The organism is Saccharopolyspora sp. NPDC050642, assembly GCF_040654735.1.
GTDB classification, from domain to species: domain Bacteria; phylum Actinomycetota; class Actinomycetes; order Mycobacteriales; family Pseudonocardiaceae; genus Saccharopolyspora; species Saccharopolyspora elongata.
Genome location: NZ_JBFAIN010000006.1, coordinates 120,973 through 138,851, shown reverse-complemented (window position 1 = coordinate 138,851; position 17,879 = coordinate 120,973). Strand labels below are relative to the sequence as shown.

Annotated in this window: 20 protein-coding genes; 7 read left to right on the top strand and 13 right to left on the bottom strand. The window is 70.8% G+C overall.

Annotation, left to right across the window (positions count from 1 at the left end; genetic code table 11):
• Window position 1: 1 nt before the first annotated feature.
• The 3 genes from AB0H93_RS12870 to AB0H93_RS12860 are packed head-to-tail and all read right to left on the bottom strand — an operon-like array spanning window position 2 to window position 3,564.
• Window positions 2-883, bottom strand: coding sequence for an ABC transporter permease (locus tag AB0H93_RS12870; RefSeq protein WP_358571711.1), 882 nt, complete (start codon window positions 881-883; stop codon window positions 2-4).
• Window positions 883-1,884 (bottom strand): ABC transporter permease, encoded by a 1,002-nt coding sequence (locus AB0H93_RS12865; RefSeq protein WP_358571709.1) that lies wholly within the window; start codon window positions 1,882-1,884, stop codon window positions 883-885. Before AB0H93_RS12865 ends, AB0H93_RS12870 begins: the two co-directional genes overlap by 1 nt.
• A 33-nt stretch (window positions 1,885-1,917) precedes the next feature.
• Window positions 1,918-3,564 carry an ABC transporter substrate-binding protein gene (locus tag AB0H93_RS12860; RefSeq protein ID WP_358571707.1) on the bottom strand — a complete coding sequence of 549 codons (1,647 nt, stop codon included), beginning with the start codon at window positions 3,562-3,564 and terminating at the stop codon, window positions 1,918-1,920.
• A gap of 334 nt (window positions 3,565-3,898) precedes the next feature.
• Between AB0H93_RS12860 and AB0H93_RS12855 the strand changes: the two genes are divergently transcribed.
• Window positions 3,899-4,912: an Lrp/AsnC family transcriptional regulator gene (locus AB0H93_RS12855; protein ID WP_358571705.1), complete on the top strand. Its 1,014-nt coding sequence runs from the start codon at window positions 3,899-3,901 to the stop codon at window positions 4,910-4,912.
• A 247-nt stretch (window positions 4,913-5,159) separates the two neighbouring features.
• Here the strand turns inward: AB0H93_RS12855 and AB0H93_RS12850 are convergent, their stop codons facing one another.
• Window positions 5,160-6,089 (bottom strand): NADP-dependent oxidoreductase, encoded by a 930-nt coding sequence (locus AB0H93_RS12850; RefSeq protein ID WP_358571703.1) that lies wholly within the window; start codon window positions 6,087-6,089, stop codon window positions 5,160-5,162.
• Window positions 6,090-6,164: 75 nt separating this feature from the next.
• Between AB0H93_RS12850 and AB0H93_RS12845 the strand changes: the two genes are divergently transcribed.
• Window positions 6,165-6,545 (top strand): helix-turn-helix domain-containing protein, encoded by a 381-nt coding sequence (locus AB0H93_RS12845; RefSeq protein WP_132487769.1) that lies wholly within the window; start codon window positions 6,165-6,167, stop codon window positions 6,543-6,545.
• A 34-nt stretch (window positions 6,546-6,579) separates the two neighbouring features.
• On the opposite strand, the gene AB0H93_RS12840 is transcribed toward AB0H93_RS12845, so the two are convergent.
• The 4 genes from AB0H93_RS12840 to AB0H93_RS12825 form a co-directional block, all read right to left on the bottom strand.
• A complete protein-coding gene (locus tag AB0H93_RS12840) occupies window positions 6,580-6,888 on the bottom strand; it encodes a hypothetical protein (RefSeq protein WP_358571701.1) in 309 nt (102 codons plus the stop codon).
• Between the two features lie 66 nt (window positions 6,889-6,954).
• Entirely contained in the window at window positions 6,955-7,422 is a 468-nt protein-coding gene (locus tag AB0H93_RS12835) for an SRPBCC domain-containing protein (RefSeq protein WP_358571699.1), read from the bottom strand.
• Window positions 7,419-7,754, bottom strand: a complete 336-nt coding sequence (locus tag AB0H93_RS12830; RefSeq protein ID WP_358571697.1) for a metalloregulator ArsR/SmtB family transcription factor — start codon at window positions 7,752-7,754, stop codon at window positions 7,419-7,421. The genes AB0H93_RS12835 and AB0H93_RS12830 overlap by 4 nt, the downstream gene beginning before the upstream one ends.
• An 87-nt stretch (window positions 7,755-7,841) precedes the next feature.
• Complete coding sequence (locus AB0H93_RS12825; RefSeq protein WP_358571695.1) at window positions 7,842-8,261, bottom strand: helix-turn-helix transcriptional regulator; 420 nt, start codon at window positions 8,259-8,261, stop codon at window positions 7,842-7,844.
• 29 nt (window positions 8,262-8,290) lie between these two features.
• On the opposite strand from AB0H93_RS12825, the gene AB0H93_RS12820 reads away from it, so the two are divergent.
• Together AB0H93_RS12820 and lexA are read left to right on the top strand one after the other, a co-directional pair.
• Window positions 8,291-8,749 carry a hypothetical protein gene (locus tag AB0H93_RS12820; RefSeq protein ID WP_358571693.1) on the top strand — a complete coding sequence of 153 codons (459 nt, stop codon included), beginning with the start codon at window positions 8,291-8,293 and terminating at the stop codon, window positions 8,747-8,749.
• A gap of 184 nt (window positions 8,750-8,933) precedes the next feature.
• Window positions 8,934-9,596, top strand: coding sequence for a transcriptional repressor LexA (gene lexA, locus AB0H93_RS12815; protein WP_358381128.1), 663 nt, complete (start codon window positions 8,934-8,936; stop codon window positions 9,594-9,596).
• A gap of 250 nt (window positions 9,597-9,846) precedes the next feature.
• Here the strand turns inward: lexA and AB0H93_RS12810 are convergent, their stop codons facing one another.
• From AB0H93_RS12810 to AB0H93_RS12790, 5 genes are all read right to left on the bottom strand, one after another.
• The gene (locus AB0H93_RS12810; RefSeq protein WP_358571691.1) at window positions 9,847-11,061 is read right to left on the bottom strand and encodes an MFS transporter; all 1,215 of its coding nucleotides are present in this window, start codon (window positions 11,059-11,061) and stop codon (window positions 9,847-9,849) included.
• Window positions 11,062-11,083: 22 nt separating this feature from the next.
• On the bottom strand, window positions 11,084-12,175 hold the full coding sequence (gene pqqE, locus AB0H93_RS12805; protein ID WP_358571689.1) for a pyrroloquinoline quinone biosynthesis protein PqqE: 1,092 nt from the start codon (window positions 12,173-12,175) through the stop codon (window positions 11,084-11,086).
• The gene (gene pqqD, locus AB0H93_RS12800; protein WP_358571687.1) at window positions 12,168-12,449 is read right to left on the bottom strand and encodes a pyrroloquinoline quinone biosynthesis peptide chaperone PqqD; all 282 of its coding nucleotides are present in this window, start codon (window positions 12,447-12,449) and stop codon (window positions 12,168-12,170) included. Before pqqD ends, pqqE begins: the two co-directional genes overlap by 8 nt.
• Before the next feature lie 76 nt (window positions 12,450-12,525).
• Entirely contained in the window at window positions 12,526-12,666 is a 141-nt protein-coding gene (pqqA, locus tag AB0H93_RS12795; RefSeq protein ID WP_093274433.1) for a pyrroloquinoline quinone precursor peptide PqqA, read from the bottom strand.
• Window positions 12,667-12,950: 284 nt separating this feature from the next.
• Window positions 12,951-14,075, bottom strand: a complete 1,125-nt coding sequence (locus tag AB0H93_RS12790; protein WP_358571684.1) for an NAD(P)/FAD-dependent oxidoreductase — start codon at window positions 14,073-14,075, stop codon at window positions 12,951-12,953.
• A 248-nt stretch (window positions 14,076-14,323) separates the two neighbouring features.
• Between AB0H93_RS12790 and AB0H93_RS12785 the strand changes: the two genes are divergently transcribed.
• From AB0H93_RS12785 to AB0H93_RS12775, 3 genes are all read left to right on the top strand, one after another.
• Window positions 14,324-14,896, top strand: a complete 573-nt coding sequence (locus AB0H93_RS12785; protein ID WP_358571682.1) for a helix-turn-helix domain-containing protein — start codon at window positions 14,324-14,326, stop codon at window positions 14,894-14,896.
• Between the two features lie 419 nt (window positions 14,897-15,315).
• Window positions 15,316-16,650: a bifunctional o-acetylhomoserine/o-acetylserine sulfhydrylase gene (locus AB0H93_RS12780; RefSeq protein ID WP_358571680.1), complete on the top strand. Its 1,335-nt coding sequence runs from the start codon at window positions 15,316-15,318 to the stop codon at window positions 16,648-16,650.
• Window positions 16,647-17,837 carry a homoserine O-acetyltransferase gene (locus AB0H93_RS12775; RefSeq protein WP_358571678.1) on the top strand — a complete coding sequence of 397 codons (1,191 nt, stop codon included), beginning with the start codon at window positions 16,647-16,649 and terminating at the stop codon, window positions 17,835-17,837. The genes AB0H93_RS12780 and AB0H93_RS12775 overlap by 4 nt, the downstream gene beginning before the upstream one ends.
• Window positions 17,838-17,879: the final 42 nt, after the last annotated feature.

The following is a 17,879-nucleotide window of genomic DNA, read 5'->3' as shown; positions in this document are numbered from 1 at the left end:
ATCACCGCACCGCCTTCGGGTCGAAGACGTCGCGGAAGCCGTCGCCGATGAAGTTCACGCACAGCACCGCGACGGCGATCATCAACCCGGGGAAGACGATCGCGAACTGGCTGGTGAGGAACACGTGGAAGCCGGCGCGGAAGGCGTCGGAGAGCATGGCACCCCATTCCGGTGTCGGCGCCTGCGCGCCGAGGCCGAGGAAGGACAGCGCGGCGATGTCCAGGATCGCCGCGGCGAGGCTGAGGGTGGCCTGGACGATCAGCGGGCCCAGGCAGTTCGGCAGCAGCGTGCGCAGGAGGATCCTCCCGTGCCCGGCGCCCATGGACCGCGCCGCCAGCACGTAGTCGCTGTCCCGCAGCCCGATCACCGCGGACCGGACGACCCGGGCGATCTGCGGGACCGCGACGATGCCCACCGCGAGCATGGCGTTGCCGAGCCCCGGCCCGAGCGTCGAGACGATCATGATCGCCAGCAGGACGCTGGGGAACGCGAGCAGGATGTCCATCAGCCGCATCAGGACCGCGTCGAACCAGCCGCCCCGGTAGCCGGCGAGCAGCCCGATCGCCGTCCCGACGACGGCGGCCAGCGCGACCGAGAGCAGCCCGGCGGACAGCGTCACCCGGGCCCCGAAGAGCAACCGGGACAGGATGTCGCGGCCCAGCTCGTCCTGGCCGAGCAGGTGCGTGCCGCCCGGCGGCTGGAACCGCCCACCGAGGTCCTGCGCGTACGGGTCGAACGGCGCGAGGGCCGGGGCCAGCACGGCGACCAGCGCGAAGATCCCGAGCACCACGACCCCGAACACCGCGAGCCGGTTGGCGAAGAACGCGCGCTGCCGCCGGCTCCGGGCGCCCCTCTGCGGCGCGGTGGCCACTTGGTCGGCCATCAGTACCTCACTCTCGGGTCCAACACCGCGTACAGGACGTCGACCACCAGGTTGACCAGCACGAACAGCAGCGAGGCGTACAGCACCACGCCTTGGATCAGTGCGTAGTCGCGCTGGAACACCGCCTGGTAGGCGATCTGACCGATGCCGGGCCAGGAGAAGATCGTCTCGGTGATCACCGCGCCGCCGAGCAGCAGGCCGAGCTGCAGCCCGATCACCGTGATCACCGGCAGCATCGAGTTGCGCAGGCCGTGCCGGACGGTCGTGACCAGCGGCGAGACGCCCTTCGCCCGGGCGGTCCGGATGAAGTCCTCGGCCAGCGTCTCCCGCATGCTGGACCGCGTCATCCGCATGATCACGCCGCAGGGGATGGTGGCCAGCGCGAGGGCCGGCATGGTCAGGTGTGCGAGGGAGGCGCGGAACATCGCCCAATCCCCCGCGAGCAGCGAATCGACCAGGTTCAGGCCGGTGACCGCCGGCAGCGACTCGGCTGCGGGCAACCGGCCGGGGAACGGCAGCAGGTGCAGGTTCACGCCCAGCACCACCATGAAGATCATGGCCAGCCAGAAGATCGGCATGCTCACCCCGGCGACGGCGAACACCGACGCGACCTTGTCCAGCAGCGAGTGCGGCCTGCTCGCCGCCAGCGTGCCGAGGGCGATGCCGACCACCACGGCGATGAGCAGCGCCGCCAGGGTCAGTTCCAGGGTGGCGGGCAGCCGCGCGGCGAGCTCGGTGACCACCGGCCGACCGGACACGATGGACTCGCCGAGATCGCCCCGCAGCGCCCGGCCGAGGAACAGCCAGTACTGCACGATGATCGGCTCGTCCAGGCCCATCTGGGCGCGCAGCTCGGCGATCTGCTCAGCCGTGGCGTTCTCGCCGAGGATGATCTGCGCCGGGTCGCCCGGGATCATCCGCACGGTGAAGAACACGATCGCGGAGACCCCGAGCAACACGGGGATCAACTGCCCGAGCCGACGCGCGATGTAGATCAGCAAGGCCCGACACCTCCCCGGCGTCCGGCGGGTGGTTCAGACGGTGAGGGCATCGAGGTCGTCCATGGCGATGTTGGTGCCGAAGCCGCGGATCGACGCGCGGAGCGCGACCGGCGGGCTGACGTAGGCGATTGGCAGCACCGGCACCTCGTCGTGCACGATGTGCTGGATCTCGGCGTAGAGGGCACGTTGCTTCTCCACCTCGGCGGTAACCCTGGCCTCGGCGAGCAGCGCGTCGACCTGCGAGTTCTGGTAGAAGGACAAGTTGGACGAGTTGGTCTCCGTCGCGCTGGCGCCGGCGTACCAGTAGCTCAGCGGGAAGTAGGAGTCCACGCCGATCGTGGTGCCGCCGAACATGGCGATGTCGTGCAGCCCCTTGCCGGTCCGCTCCACGTAGGTCGCCAGCTCGTAGGTGACGAGCTCCGCCGTGATCCCGACCGCGGCCAGGTTCGCCTGCACCGCCTGGGCGACGCCCTTGCCGTCCGGCATGTACGGCCGGGCGGTGGACATGTACCAGAGCGTGGTGCGAAAACCGTTGGGCAGCCCGGCTTCGGCAAGCAGCCTGCGCGCCAGTTCCGGGTCGTACGGGTGCGGCCGGATCGACCGGTCGACGAACGCGGAGATCCCGTACAGCGGCGCGCCGGCCACCTCGGCCCCTTCGCCGAAGAAGTACCGCACGATCCGCGGCAGGTCGATCGCGTGCGCGATCGCCTTGCGCACCAAGGGGTTCCGGAACGGCTCGCGCCGGGTGTTCATGGCGAAGTAGCTGAAGCACTCCTGCGGGTGCTGGGTCACGGCGAATCCCGGGGTGTCGCGCAGCGCGTCGGCGTCCTGCGGCACGATGCCGTTGACGGCGGAGAGATCGCCGCCGACCAGCGCCGCCACCCGGGCCGTGCTGTCCGGGATGGGCGTGAGCACCACGGTGTTCAGCCGCCGCCCCGCGTCGCCCGGCCGCGTGCCCCACCAGGATTCGTTGCGGCGCAAGGTGAGCTTGCTTCCGCGCTGCCAGGATTCCAGCGCGAACGGGCCGGTGCCGACCGGCCGCTGCCAGAAGTTCTCCACGTCCCGCTGGATCGCGGTGGGCGAGGCGATGCCGAACTGCGCGCCGGCGAGCGTGGGGAGGAACGGCCCGTAGGGTTCCCGGAGGTCGAACCGCACCGCGTGCGGGCCGATCTTCTCGACCCCGGCGATCACCGACTTCTCGTCGAAGCCGCCGAACAGGTTCTTGTAGTACGCGAACTTGCTGCTCTGCGGGCCGCCGCCGCGGTGGTAGGGGTGCCCGGCCTCCCGCCAGCGCCGGAAGTTGAACACCACGGCGTTGGCGTCGAACGGCGTTCCGTCGTGGAAGCGCACGTCCTCGCGGAGCTCGAAGGTGTACTGCCGGCCGCCGTTCTCGGGTTCCGGCACCGCATTCGCCAGCGCCGGCAGCAGTTTTCCGTCCGGGGCGTAGCGCAGCAGCGAGTCGAAGATCTGGTGCACGACCGCGTAGGACTCGCTGTCGGTCTGGTTCATCGGGTCCAGGGAGACGGCGTCCGAGCTCCGGCCGTAGACGAACACGTCGCCGGCGGCCCTGGCCGAAGCCCCGCAGCCGGCGGTGCCGAGCAGCACCGCCCCGGCCCCGGCCAGCTGGAGCACGCCGCGGCGGGTCAGCCTCGGGCCGGTCGAGGTGCGCTGGTGCGTCATCGCCGCTCCCTTCCTTGGTCCTCAGTGCACGGACCGATGCCGGTGCGGCGGCACGATGTCCGCGGCCGTCCGGATCGGGCGCGTGGTTCCCGGGTACGCTGCGACCGCAGGCCGATTCCGGGCACCTGGTGCGGTTTCCGGTGTTCCAGGGCCGGAACCGGTTGCGGCGCCCGCGCATCGTCCAGCAGATCCAACTTCGCGAACCCCTTGATCTCGCTTCGAGCTGGTCTAGAGTGTGGACTCACCTGCGGATGAGGGAGATCATTCGCTCGATACGCTCATTTTCAGCCCGCAGAGAGCGAGAAACGTGCATCAAGACTTCTCTGAGGACGACTTGGCGCTCATTCACGCCCTGCAGTTGTGGCCTCGCGCGCCGTGGGCAGCGCTGGCCCCGACGCTCGGCGCGTCGCCCACGGCACTGGCGCAGCGCTGGGCCCGGCTCCGCGCGGCGGGGATGGCCTGGATCACCGCATATCCCGAGTACGGCGAGCTTTCCGGCGGCGCGATGGTGGCCCTGGTCGAGATGAACTGCGCCCCGGGTGCGGTGGACGACGTGGCCCGGAGGCTGGAGCGGACGCACCGCGTGCACAACATCGAACACGCCGCGCGTGGACTGGACCTGTTGTTGACGGTTTCCGCCAGCTCGTTCGGCGAACTCTCCGCGCTGCTGCTGGACGAGCTGCCGAAGCTGCCCGGGGTGGCGTCGCTGCACTCCCACATCGGCACCAAGCGGCACATCGAGGGCAACCAGTGGCAGCTGGACGCGCTCGACCGCGCGCAGCGGGAGGCGATCCTGCAAGGGGGCCGCGCCGAACGGGACCGGCCCAGCGAACCGATCTACCTGAGATCCAAGGTCTTCGCCCCGCTCGTGTCCGAGCTCGCGCACGATGGCCGGGCCACCGCGGCGGAACTGGCCGAGCGGCTCGACCGGCCGACTTCCACGGTCCGCCGCCAGCTGACCGCCCTCCTGCGGTCCCGGGCGCTGCGACTGCGCTGCGAAGTCGCCCAGTTGCACACCCGGTGGCCGATCGCGGTGATCTGGTGGTGCCGGCTGCCGAACAGTGCGTTGCCCGCGGCGGTGTCCCGGTTGCGCGAGGACTCGCGGGTGCGGTTGTGCATGTCGGTGACGGGTTCGGCGAACCTCGTGGTGAACGCGTGGACGGCGGACATGGGCGACCTGATGAACATGCAGGACAACCTCGAACGGCTGTTGCCCGCAGGGGGAATCGTGAACAGTTCGGTGATCCTGCGGACCCGGAAGCGGGTGGGCTGGCTGATGCACCCGGACGGCCGCTGCACGGGCGAGGTCATCCCGCTTCCCGGCCCGGCGGCGGACACCCCGGCCTGAGGGCGGTGGCCGCACGACGAAATGCGGGGCGGGGCGGCCGGAAGCCACCCGCCCCGCATTCAAGATGGCGTGCCCGCGCGACCGGTCACGGCACCGCTATCACCGGCGGTGACCGAGCCTCTCGCCGCGCACCTGGACGAGATCGATGTCGGCCACCGAACTGTGTGGCTGCAGACCAAGGGACGCAGCGAACTGGAAGAAGTACCGGCTTCAGGGGCCTCGCTCACGCGAGGCCCCACCGACGGGATCAGACGGTGAGGACGAGCTTGCCCTGGAGATGACCGCCGTCGAGCAGCCGGTGCGCGTCGGCGACGCGCTCGAACGGGAACGTCTCCTGCACGTGGACCCGGAGCCTGCCCTGTTCGACGAGTTCGACGAGACCTCGCAGGGCGACCGGATCGGGGTCGACCGCGATGCCGCTGAAGCGCATGCCGGCCGCCTCGTACTTGGCGGCGAGCTCCGAATCCTCCTCGGCGACCGCCGTCACCAGGTGACCGCCTGGGCGGAGCACCTCGAGCGACCGCTCGACGGTGTCGCCGCCGATCGTGTCTAGCACGACGTCGATGTCGCGGACCGCCTCGGTGAAGTCGACCGCCGTGTAGTCGATCACCTCGTCGGCGCCGAACCCCTCGACGAACTTCCGCTTGCTCCCGCTGGCGGTCGCGATCACGTGCGCGCCGAGCGCTTTCGCGATCTGGATCGCGACGTGGCCGACCCCGCCACCACCGCCGTGGACCAGGACGCGGTCGCCCTCGGTCACGCCGCCGAGGTCGACGAGGCCCTGCCACGCCGTCAGCCCGACGATCGGCAGCGCCGACGCCTCGACGTGCGAGAGCGCCGCCGGCTTGCGCGCCAGGTGCAACGCCGGCGCCGACACGACCTCGGCGTACGCGCTCGCCGCCCGGGGGAACCGCGGCATCCCGAACACCTCGTCGCCGGGCCTGAACCGCCACGTCTGCGGCGCCTCCTCGACCGCGCCGCTGATGTCCCAGCCGAGGATGAACGGCGGCTGGCCGATCAGCGGGAACTCGCCGGCGCGCAGGCGCGCCTCCAGCGGGTTCAGCCCGATCGCCTTGACGCGGACGAGAACCTCGGTCGGGAGGGGCTGGGGCTCGGGCGCGTCCACGATGGTGAGCACCTCGGGACCGCCGAGCGTCTGCTGGGTGATGACTCGCATTGACTCTCCTGGCTTTGGAGGGGGAGAGAACCCAGGCTATGTTTCCGATAGGAACCGGCAGGTACCTTTGGCGCCATGAGCGGTTTCGGTCCCGGTGATCCCTTTCTCGCCGACTGTCCGGCGCGTCTGGCGGTCGAGCTCATCGCCGACAAGTGGACGGTGGTCGTGCTCTACGGCCTCAGCAAGGGCCCGGTGCGCCATGGCGAGCTGATCGAGCTGATCGGCGGCATCTCCCGAAAGATGCTCACCCAGACGCTCCGACGGCTCGAGGCGCACGGACTCGTCCGCCGCCACGCCTACGCCGAGGTGCCGCCCCGCGTCGAGTACGAGCTCACCCCGCTCGGGGCGACGCTGATCGATCCGATCCACATGCTGACCGAATGGGCGAGGGCGAACGGCGACGCAGTGCTCGATGCGCTCGACGCCGATCCCGAGCCGGTCGCCCATAGCGGCTGAGGTCCCCGCTAGGACACTGAGCTCCTCTCGGCCGCTACTCGGTATCGGCCCGGCCGCGTTCGGTCTGCAGGCTCTCGATGCGTTGGACGATCTGCCACATCGGGGTGGTGGTCCTGGCCACGACCACGAGCGTCTCACCGGTCTCACCCCAGGTGCGGTGCACGAGGTCGAGCGCGCGGTCCACGGTGGACGCGGCATCTCCGTCGGCGCCCGAACGCATCCAGGTGCGCAGTCCGCAGTCGTGCGCGGCGATGGTGTACGCGCGCAGCTCGCCGTCCGGCGAAGCGGCGCTTGAGGTAGGCGGCCAGTGCGCGCTCGTACCGCCACACGACGGCCTTCTCAAGGCCCGCTGCTCCAACGGCGGGCCTTAGTGCGGATAAGCCCCGCGACCAAGGATCCGAGAACCCGGTTACCTGCCCTCGGCCAGCCGGGCGAGTTGGTCGGTGGTGGTGCCCCAGCCCTCGGCGAAACCCAGCTCGGCGTGCCGGGCGCGGGCGGCGGGGTCGCCGTGGCGCACGACGATCCGGTAGTCGGTGCCGTCCGGGTGGTCCCGCAGGACGATCTCGGCGGTCATCGGGACCGGTGCGGGGCTCGCGGGGCGCCATCCGCTGTCGAGCGCGTTGGTGAAGACGATCCGCTCGTACTCGTCCACCACGAGGAAGCACGCGTCCAGGTGCGGGACGAACGCGTCGCCGTCGTCGCTCATCAGCGTGACGAACGCGCCGCCGGGCCGGACGTCGAGGCGCTCGACGCGGCAGCGGGTCGGGGCGGGCACCCACCACTGCGCCAGGTTCGCCGGATCGGTCCACGCGTCCCACACCTGCTTGCGGGGCGCGCGGATGACCCGGTCGATGCCGAGATCGAGTTCGAGGTTCACTGCTCCTCCTTCGGGTTGGTGACGAACCGCTCCAGGCGATCGGTGCGGTCCGTCCAGATGCGTCGCTGCTCCGCGAGCCAGTCCTCGACGAGCGCGAACCGCTCCCGGTTGAGCTCGCAGATGCGCACCCGGCCGGACTTGGCCGTGCGGATCAGGCCGTTCGACTCGAGCACCCGCACGTGCTTCATGAATGACGGCAACGTCATGGGGGCGTCCCTGGCGAGGTCGCCGACGCTCGTCGGCCCGCGACCGAGCCGCCGGAGAACCGCGCGCCTCGTCGGGTCGGCGAGAGCGATGAACACGCCGTCGAGCACAGCCGAATACTGAGCCATGCGGCTAAGTATCAACCCGGCCCAACACTTAGCGCAAGGGCAAAGTGTTGGGCCGCGCGGCCGTCGGCTGTAGTCACGCCGGGTTGGTCATCGCCTCGATGGATTCCCGCGCCGCTGCAGGCGGTAACCCTGCGGGGAGACGCCGAATTCGCGTTTGAACGCCTTGGTGAATGCGAAATCGGAGGTGTAGCCGGCGCGTCGGGCTACGGCGCCGACGGGGGCGTCGGTGGTGCGCAGCTCTCGCGCTGCCAGCGTCATCCGCCACCACGTGAGGTAGGTGAGCGGCGGCATGCCGACGAGGTTCTTGAACTTCGAGGCGAAGGTTGCGCGGGACAGTCCGCAGGATTGAGCCAGCGACTCCACGGTCCAGGCGGCTTCGGGTCGGCCGTGGATGGTGCGCAACGCGGCGAGGATCGTCGGGTCGTTCAACGCGGTCGCCCAGAGCCTGTCGGCCGTGTTGTTCTCGATCCACTCGCGGATGATCAGGAGCAGGAGTGTGTCGATCAATGCGGGGACGATCACATCGGCATCGTGCCTTGTGCCTGCGGTCGATCGCCGACCCAGCGGTGTACGCGAACGCGGCGCGAGCACTCCTCACTGCGCTCGACCGGCACCCTCGAACGCGGCTGATCGTCGTCGGCGGCGCGGGGAGCTTGGAGACGGAACCGGGCGTCGTGCCGGCCGACGGCAACGACGACGTGCTCGGAGAAGGGCTGGCGGAGATCGGCCTTCCCCGGGAGTACGCCGCAGCCGTCAGAGGACACCGCGACGCCCTCAACGCATACCGGCTGTCGAACCGCCTGTGGACCTACTTCAGCCCGGCGGCCGAGATCGCTCCCGGGGCGCGAACCGGACGCTTCCGGATCGGTGGGGACCAACTGATCACCGACGCCGACGGCCGGAGCCGGATCTCGTTCGAGGACGCCGCGATCGCCCTGGTGGACGAGGCCGAACTGCCGAAGTTCGTGCAGCGGCGCTTCACCATCGGTTACTGAACGGAGCGGTCACGTGGTCGGGGACCGCGATCGCGTTTCGAGGGGATTCGGTTGCCCGAGGCGGAGAGTTCGCGATTGCCGGTGTGAACGCGTGCGAACAGGACTCCGGGGCCGCCGGCCCACGACCTGATGACCTCGCAGGGCGGTGGGCCGGTGGTGGGTGTGCACCTCTACCATTCCGTGGGTGGCCGCCTACGACGATCTCGACGTGTTCGAGCACCTGGACCCCTCGACCCTGCCGCTGCGCCAGCAGCGAATCCTGGTCACCATCCGGGATTGGGTGATACGGCACGGGTACTCGCCGAGCACTCGGCAGATCGGCGACGCCGTCGGCCTCCGGTCGTCCTCGTCGGTGTCGAAGCACCTGGCGAGCCTGGAGGAGAAGGGTTTCCTCAGGCGCAGCAACACGATGTCCCGGCCGATCGACGTGCGCGCGTTCCTCCGGGAACCGTCCACACGGGAGTCCGCCGAGCACTCGGTGCCCGTGCCCGTGGTCGGCGACATCGCCGCCGGAACGCCCATCTCGGCGGTGGAGCACGTCGACGACGTGCTGACCCTGCCCCGCGAGCTCACCGGGCGCGGCAACGTCTTCGGCCTCCGGGTGCGCGGTGACTCGATGATCGACGCCGCGATCTGCGACGGCGACATCGTCGTGGTGCGCCAGCAGTCCGAGGCCCACTCGGGCCAGATCGTCGCTGCGATGATCGACGACGAGGCCACCGTCAAGGTGTACCGCCGCCGCAACGGCCACGTGTACCTCGAACCGCGCAACCCGGCTTACGAGGTCATCGACGGCGACAAGGCCGCCGTGCTGGGCACGGTCGTCTCGGTGCTGCGCAGCGTCTAGTAGATCCGGTCGCCGGCTCGTTTTGCGTTGCGGTGCGGGTGGCGGAACCTCAGGAGTCTTCTCGCTGTGGGATCCCCGACTCATGAATGCCAATTCACCACGTCGGGGCTGTCCTCGCGAGAAGGCGCCTGAGAACCCGCTGCGGTGCGAGTTGCGAGGGTGGGCTAAGCGGCTGCGCCGCTTCAAGGACAGAACCCCGCGCTACGACACCTCGCATCACGACAAAAAACAGCGTCTGACCCCGGCCCGTTCATCGCCGGCGGGGGTCCCGGGCGAGGGCGAAGCCGCTCGCCGCTGCGGCGAGCAGCAGGGCGGAGCCGAGGAGGTAGACGGCGGTGATGCCGAGCGCGTCGGCCAGGAGACCGCCGACGAGGAGGCTCACGAGCCTGCCTGCCTGGAACAGCGAGTCCAGGGCGGCGAAGACGCGCCCCCGCACCGCCTCGTCGGTGTGGGTCTGCACCAGGCTGGTGAAGGCGATGGTTCCCGTCGAGGTGCCCAGACCGTAGAGCAGCAGCGACGCGGCGGCCAGAACGGGCCATGTCGTCACGGCCAGCAGCACGTTGACCAGGCCGCGCAGCCCGAAGGCGGCGAACACGAGGTTCGGGCCGACGCGGCCGCGCAAGGTCCGGGTCAGCAGGACGGGACCGGCGACGGCGCCGACGGCGATCGCCGCCAGCAGCCACCCGAAACCCTGCGGGCCGAGGCCGAGCCGCTCCTGGGCGAGGACGACGAGCAGGGCGCTGATGGCCCCGGCCGACAGCGCGGCGAGCAGCTGTGCGGCGGCCAGCGCCCGCAGCAGCCGGTCGGCGACGAGCAGGCGCGCGCCGTCGAGGGAGTCGCGCAGCCAGCCCCGGGTGATCGCGGCGGCGCGATGACCGGGTACTGCCATTCCGGCGAGCAGCACGGCGCTGGCGGCGAAGGAAGCGGCGTTGACCCAGAACGCGACGGCGAAGCCGGCTGCCGCGGCGAGCGCTCCGGCCAGCGGGGCGAGCGCGATCTGGGCGATGATGGCGGTCGTCCAGACACCGGAGTTGGCGGCGACCAGCTCGCGCTCGCCGACCAGCGCGGGCAGCAGGCTGTTGGCGGCAGGGTTGAAGAACACCGCGGCGGCGGAGAGCGCGAACGCGATGCCGTAGATCGCGAACACGTGAGCATCGACCAGGGGCAGCGTCGCGGCGAGGACCACGCGGACCAGATCCGCCGCGATCATGATCCGCCGCCGGGGCCAGCGGTCGACGACGATGCCCGCCAGGGGAGCCAGCAGCAGCACGGGCAGGACGTCGGCGATCACCACTCCGGCCACACCCGTACCGGAGCCGGTTCGGTCCAGCACCAGCAGGAGCAGCGTCACCCCGGCCAGGACGTCCCCGGCGCGCGAGATCGTCGCGGCGGCCCACCACCGCCGGTAGACCGGGCGCGCGAGCAACGCCCGCACCGTGATCCGGTCGTGTTCCGCCGCTGGCATCGCGCGCCGGGCTGTCCGGTTCCTACCGGGTGTCGCGGGGATGCGGGCGCGGGGCTAGGACTTCCGCGACCGGCCTGGTCTCCGCGTTCGCGGCGCGCACCGCCTCGGCCACGATCTCGTGGTCCGGCGAGAGGATGCAGACCGGGTCGGTGCGCGCCGCGTCGCCGGTGAGGAGGAACGCCTGGCAGCGGCAGCCGCCGAAGTCGATCTCGCGGCGCGGGCAGCCGCGGCACGGCTCGGGCATCCAGTCGGTGCCGCGGAAGCGCTGGAACAGCGGCGATTCCGCCCAGATCCATGCCAGCGACTTCTCGCGCACGTTCACGCGCGGCAGCGGCAGCGTGTGGGCGGCGGGACAGGGCAGGGCGTTGCCGTTGGGCACCACGGTGAGCTGCAGCTTCCCCCAGCCGCCCATGCAGGGTTTGGGGAAGTCGAGGTAGTAGTCGGGGAGGATGTAGGTGAGCTCCGCCCGCCCCTCCAGGCGCTTCCGCGCGGCTCGCACGACCTGCTCCGCCCGTTCCACCTGCGTCCTGCTGGGCAGCAGCGCGGCGCGGTTGTGCAGGCCCCAGCCGTAGTACTGGGTGTTGGCGAGCTCGATGCGGTCGGCGCCGAGCCGCTCGACCAGCACGATGATGTCGTCGATCCGGTCGATGTTCTGCCGGTGCAGGACGACGTTCACCGTCAGCGGCCAGCCCAGGTCCTTCACGGTCCGGGCCGCCGCGATCTTGCGGTCGAAGGAAGGAGTGCCCGCGATGCGGTCGGACAGGGCCGCCTCGTGGGCCTGGACGCTGATCTGCACGTGGTCGAGACCGGCGGCCCGAAGCTGCTCCGCCCGGCGCGGCGAGAGGCCGATCGCGCTGGTGATGAGATTGGTGTACAGGCCCAGCTCGGCGGCGGTGCGCGCGATCTCCACCAGGTCCCGGCGCTGGAGCGGCTCCCCGCCGGAGAGATGCAGCTGCACCACGCCGAGCTCGCGGGCCTCGGTCAGCACCCGGCGCCACTCCGCCGTGGTCAGCTCGTCGCCGTAGTCGGCGAGCTTGAGCGGGTTGGAGCAGTACGGGCAGTGCAGCGGGCACGCGTAGGTGAGCTCGGCCAGCAAACCGAACGGTCTAGTCATCGTCGGCCTCCACGCACCGCTTGGCGGCGAGGCGGGTGAGGAACTGCGCCACCTCGTCGTCGGCCACGTGGTCGTAGCGGGAGCTCAGCTTCGCCACGATCTCGGCGACCGTCCGCTGCCCGTCGCACAGGTCGAGGATGGCCGCGCCGGTCGTGTTCAGGACGGTCACCGACTCCGGGCCGAGCAGCATGTACTTCTTGCGGGACCGGTCGAACCCCAGGCGCACGTGCGGCGCCAGCCGGGGCCGGCTCGACGGGCGCACCGCCGTGCTCATCGCGGTCCCGCGGCGTTGGTGGCCGGGCGCCGGGCTGCCGGCGCCCGGGGATCGACTGCCGGTCGTCCCACCGCGCCTAGTCCTCCAGCCGCGCGACGTACATCGTGACTTCCGAGGCGCATACGACTTCTTCGAACTCGGGCGTCTCCCATTCGACTTCGTCGAACTCCGGGGGCTCCCATTCGAGAAGACCGGGCCGAGCAGCATCTGATCTCATGACTGGCACCTCCTCTCCGGCGACGAGCGTCCCCGGGCGGAGATCGGCGGTCGGCCAAGTGCCCGGTCGAGGCGAACGCGATGTCCGGTACCGGCGCTCACTGCGAACCGGCCCCCCGACCTGATCCGGACCCCCGACGCGTCCCCGCCGCGTGGGACCACCGCAGGTGCAGGATAGCTCCGCGGAATCGCCGCCGTAAGGGCACGGGAAACCCGAAATCGGCTGGTCAACAGCGATGTCGGCGCCGACGGCACCGTGCCGGTGGGGCGGGTGGTGCTCGGGCGTCAGGGGATGTCGGAGAGGTCGGGCTCGTCGGTGGCGATCGCGCTGTGCAGGCCCTCGTGGGCGGCTTCGGCGTTGGCCGCGGCGCGCGGCAGCATCGCCGCTTCGTAGCGGGCCACGGCGGTGGCGAGATCGGGGGCGTCGATGACGGCACGGGCGAGGTCGGCGCCGTCGAGCATGGCCGTGTTGGCGCCGAGCCCGGAGATCGGCGACATGAGGTGCGCGGCGTCGCCGAGGAGCGTGACGCCGGGAACGGTGTCCCAGGTGTGCGGGACCGGCAGCGCGTACATGGGCCGGCGGATGAAGGTGTCGTCGCAACTGGCCAGCATGGCGCGCAGGCCGGGCGCCCAGTCGTGGAACATGTCGAGCAGCGCGGCGCGCACGGCGGCGGGGTTCGCGGCGTCGATGCCGCGATGGGCGGGCCAGTCGAGGTCTTCGCGGAAGATGACGTAGACGCGGATGTTGTTGCGCGCGTTGCGTTGTGCGAACAGGCCCTTGCCGTTGGCGGTGGCGAACATGGACCCGGGGCCGACGAGGTCGGCGATGCCAGGGTGGGAGTCGGCGTCGCTGATCTGCACCTCGACGAACATGACTCCCTCGTAGCACGGCGTGGCCGGCGAGACGAGCGGGCGGACCCTGGACCAGGCGCCGTCGGCGCCGATGAGGAGGTCGACCTCGGTGGTGTGCCCGTCGCGGAAGTGGAGCAGGTGGCGCCCGTCGCCGGTCGGCGTGGCGCGGTCGAGGGCGCTGCCGTAGCGGATCGTTCCCGGCGGCAGGGAGCCGAGCAGGAGTTCGCGCAGGTCGCCGCGGTCGATTTCGGGACTGTGCAGGTCGTCTTCGTCGGGGACTCGCCGCATGAGGACCGTGCCGTGCTTGTCGGCGGCGCGCATCTCCTGGCCTTCGGGTCGGGCTATCTCCAGGAAGTCCCCGAGCAGCCCGGCGGCGGCGAGCGCCGCCTGGCCGGTGTCCTCCTGCATGTCCAGGGTGCCGCCCTGGTCGCGGGCGTGCGCGGAGGCGTCGCGCTCGTAGACGGTGGGTGCGAGCCCGGCTCGCTGCAGGATGCGCGCGGCGGTGAGCCCTGCGGGTCCGGCGCCGATGATGGCTATGCGCGGGTGGGACGTGGTCATGGTCGTGCTCCGTTCTGGTGTGCGATGCGTGGTCGGGCCGGTTGCGCGGTGCTGCGCCGGTGGATCGGTGTCGATGGCCGCGATTCCCGGTACTTCCCCAGAGCCCGTCGGCTCGGCGGCCTCGGACGGCGCGGATCAGAGCTTCCGGGCGTCGCGCTGTGCGGCCCGACCGAAGAAAACCACATCGAGAGAAAAAGTGCAACAGTTCAACTTTTTAAGCTGTTCCACAGTTGTGTACTGTGCGGTGCATGACCGAAGGCACGATGGGGCGGCGGGAGCGGAAGAAGGCGGCCACCCGCCAGGCGCTGGCCGACGCCGCCATGGAGCTGTTCCTCCAGCGCGGCTTCGACCAGGTCAGCGTCCGCGAGATCGCCGACGCCGCCGACGTGTCGACGACGACGCTGTTCAAGCACTTCCCGAGCAAGGAGGCGCTCGTCTTCGACGAGGCCGTCGACCACGAGGCCGAACTCGTCGCGGCGGTCCGGGAGCGTGCGCCCAGCGAGTCCATTCCGGCCGCGCTGCGCCGGTACGTGCTGCAGGCGGTCGAGCGGGTCAGCGGTGATCCGCGGTGGGAGTCGTTCGTGGCGCTCAGCGAGTCCAGCAGTGCGTTGCGCTCGTACGCCGACCGGATGTGGATGCGGCACCGGGCCGCGCTCGCCGCCGCGATCGCGGAACAGGCGGGTTGCGCCGACGACGACCCCAAGTGCGCCGCCCTGGCGCATTTCGCGTTGCAAACTCGCGCGCTGGCTCGCGGTCCTCGTTCCGGAGAAGTCGTCGCGGCGGCGTTCGACCTGCTCGAAAACGGTTGGCAGGTCGGCTGACGTCACCGTCCATTGTGGAAGTAGATCGGCGACCGGATCTCCGTGGGGTGGTCCGTTGGTCGGCGACGGCGTTCGTCTCAACTGGTGAACACGGTTTGCGGGCGGCTATCGAGCCGCTACTCTTCGGCTCATGATCCGCTTGGTTATCCGCCGGCACGTCGACTACGTGCGCGTGACCACTTCGGCGTGTTGATCTCCTGATCCTCGGGCCATCGCCCTGGATTTTCGCAGTTCTGCGCTGCTTCTCAGGTTTCGTGAGCGTTGTGGATCGTCATGGCGATCCACAACGCTCACGACCGGTTCCCGCGGAACCGCGAATCGCTTTCATCGCAACGCTTCTCGGCGGACCCCCGTCGACCACTCCCAGGCCGCGTCGCCGCTCTGCGGCCGACGCATGCCGTTCTACTCAGGAGACACGCATGAGTGCTGACGCTTCTTCCGCCGCCCTCGACCAGTCCGCCTGGTCGTTCGACACGCTTCAGGTGCACGCCGGCGCCCAGCCCGACCCGGCGACCGGTGCGCGCGCGGTGCCGATCTACCAGACCACCTCGTACGTCTTCCGGGACACCGAACACGCCGCGAACCTGTTCAACCTCAGCGAATCCGGCAACATCTACACGCGGATCAACAACCCCACCCAGGAGGTCCTCGAGAACCGCGTGGCCGCGCTGGAAGGCGGTGTGGCGGCGGTGGCGCTGGCGTCCGGCCAGGCCGCCGAGACGCTGACCATCCTCACCCTGGCGCAGGCCGGGGACCACGTGGTGTCCAGCTCTTCGCTGTACGGCGGCACCCACAACCTCCTCCGGCACACGCTGCCGAAGCTGGGCATCGAGGTCAGCTTCGTCGAGGACCCCGACGACCTCGACGCCTGGCGGGCCGCCGCGCGCCCGAACACGAAGCTGTTCTTCGCCGAAACGCTCGGCAATCCGCGGGCGAACGTGCTGGACGTGCGGGCCGTCGCCGACGTGGCGCACGAGGCCGGGGTCCCGCTCGTCGTCGACAACACCATCGCGACGCCGTACCTGCTGCGGCCGATCGAGCACGGGGCCGACATCGTCGTGCACTCGGCGACGAAGTACCTCGGCGGCCACGGCGCGGCCATCGGCGGCGTGGTCGTCGACGGCGGCACCTTCGACTTCGGCGCCCATTCCGAGCGGTTCCCGGGATTCGTCGAGCCCGACCCGTCCTACCACGGCCTGCAGTACTGGCCCGCCCTCGGCCACGGAGCCTTCGCGGCGAAGCTGCGGGTGCAGGGGCTGCGCGACCTCGGCCCCGCCATCTCGCCGTTCAACGCCTTCCTCCTGCTGCAGGGGCTGGAAACGCTGTCGCTGCGGATCGAGCGGCACACGCGCAACGCGCAGATCCTCGCCGAATGGCTCAGCGGGCGCGACGAGGTCGAGTCCGTGCACTACGCCGGTCTCACCTCCAGCCGGTGGTACGAGGCGGGGCAGAAGTACCTGCCCCGCGGCGCGGGTGCCGTCGTGTCGTTCGAGCTGCGCGGCGGCACGTCCGCCGGGCGGGCATTCGTCGACGGCGTGCAGCTTTTCAGCCACCTGGTGAACATCGGCGACGTGCGCAGCCTCATCGCTCACCCGGCGAGCACCACGCACAGCCAGCTCAGCGAGCAGGACCAGCTGCTCGCCGGTGTCACGCCGGGCCTCGTCCGGTTGTCCGTGGGCATCGAAGCCGTCGAGGACCTCAAGGCCGACCTCGAAGCCGGTTTCCGCGCGGCCAAGGCCGAGCTGGAGCGATGAGCCGATCGCAGGCGACCGGCTCCCTTCCCGCCACCGGGGCGTGGCGGGAAGGGAGCCCGGCCGGTCGGCGCCGGTGGCTGCGCCTGCGCGAGCCGCTGCGGCTGGAGGCGGGCGGCGAACTCCCAGCGGCCAGCCTGGCGTACGAGACGTGGGGAAGTCTCGACCGCGACGCCTCGAACGCGGTGCTCGTGCTGCACGCCCTGACCGGCGACAGCCACGTCGCCGGTCCGGCCGGTGACGGCCACCCGAGCCCGGGCTGGTGGGACGCGCTCGTGGGGCCGGGCCGGGCGCTGGACACCGATCGGTGGTTCGTCGTCGCCCCGAACGCGATCGGCGGCTGCCAGGGCAGTACCGGCCCGGCGGGCGCCGCGCCAGACGGAAGGCCTTGGGGCGGCAGGTTTCCCGCGATCACCGTGCGGGACGCGGTGCGCGCGGAAGCGCGGCTCGCCGACGAGCTCGGGGTGCGGTCGTGGGCGGCGGTGATCGGCGGCTCGTTCGGCGGGATGCGTGCGCTGGAATGGGCCGCCACCTACCCGGACCGGGTGTCGGCGGCGCTGCTGCTGAGCTGCTGCGCCGTGGCCTCGGCGGAGCAGATCGCCTGGTCCTCGGCGCAGATCCAGGCGATCCGCGCGGACCCGGACTGGCTGGGCGGCGACTACCACGACCTGCCCGCCGGTCGCGGCCCGCACGCCGGGCTGGGCGTGGCCCGGCGGATCGCGCACATCACCTACCGCAGCCCGCAGGAGTTCCAGGACCGCTTCGGCATCGACCACCACGACGGCGAAAACCCCTGGAACGGAGGCCGGTACGCCGTGGAGTCCTATTTGGACCACCACGCCGAGAAGCTGGTGCGTCGGTTCGACGCGGCCAGCTACGTGACGCTGGCCCAGGCGATGTCCGGGCACGACGTGGGCCGGGGGAGAGGCGGCGTCGAGGCGGCGCTGAGCCGGATCCGGGCCCGGACCTGCGTCGCCGGTGTGGACAGCGACCGCCTCTTCCCGCTGCACCAGCAGCGCCGCCTCGCCGAGGGAATTCCCGGCGCCGGGCCGTTGCGCACCATCGCCTCGGCGCACGGCCACGACGGGTTCCTCATCGAGACCGCGCAGGTCGCCGAGCTGGTCCGCGAACTGCTGCCGGATCGCAGTCTGGAACCGGCCGAGCGAGGTGTGAGATCCGGTGGCAGTTGATCGCGCTGGTCATGGAAACGCCTCTCGAGAGCCGGGATCGCA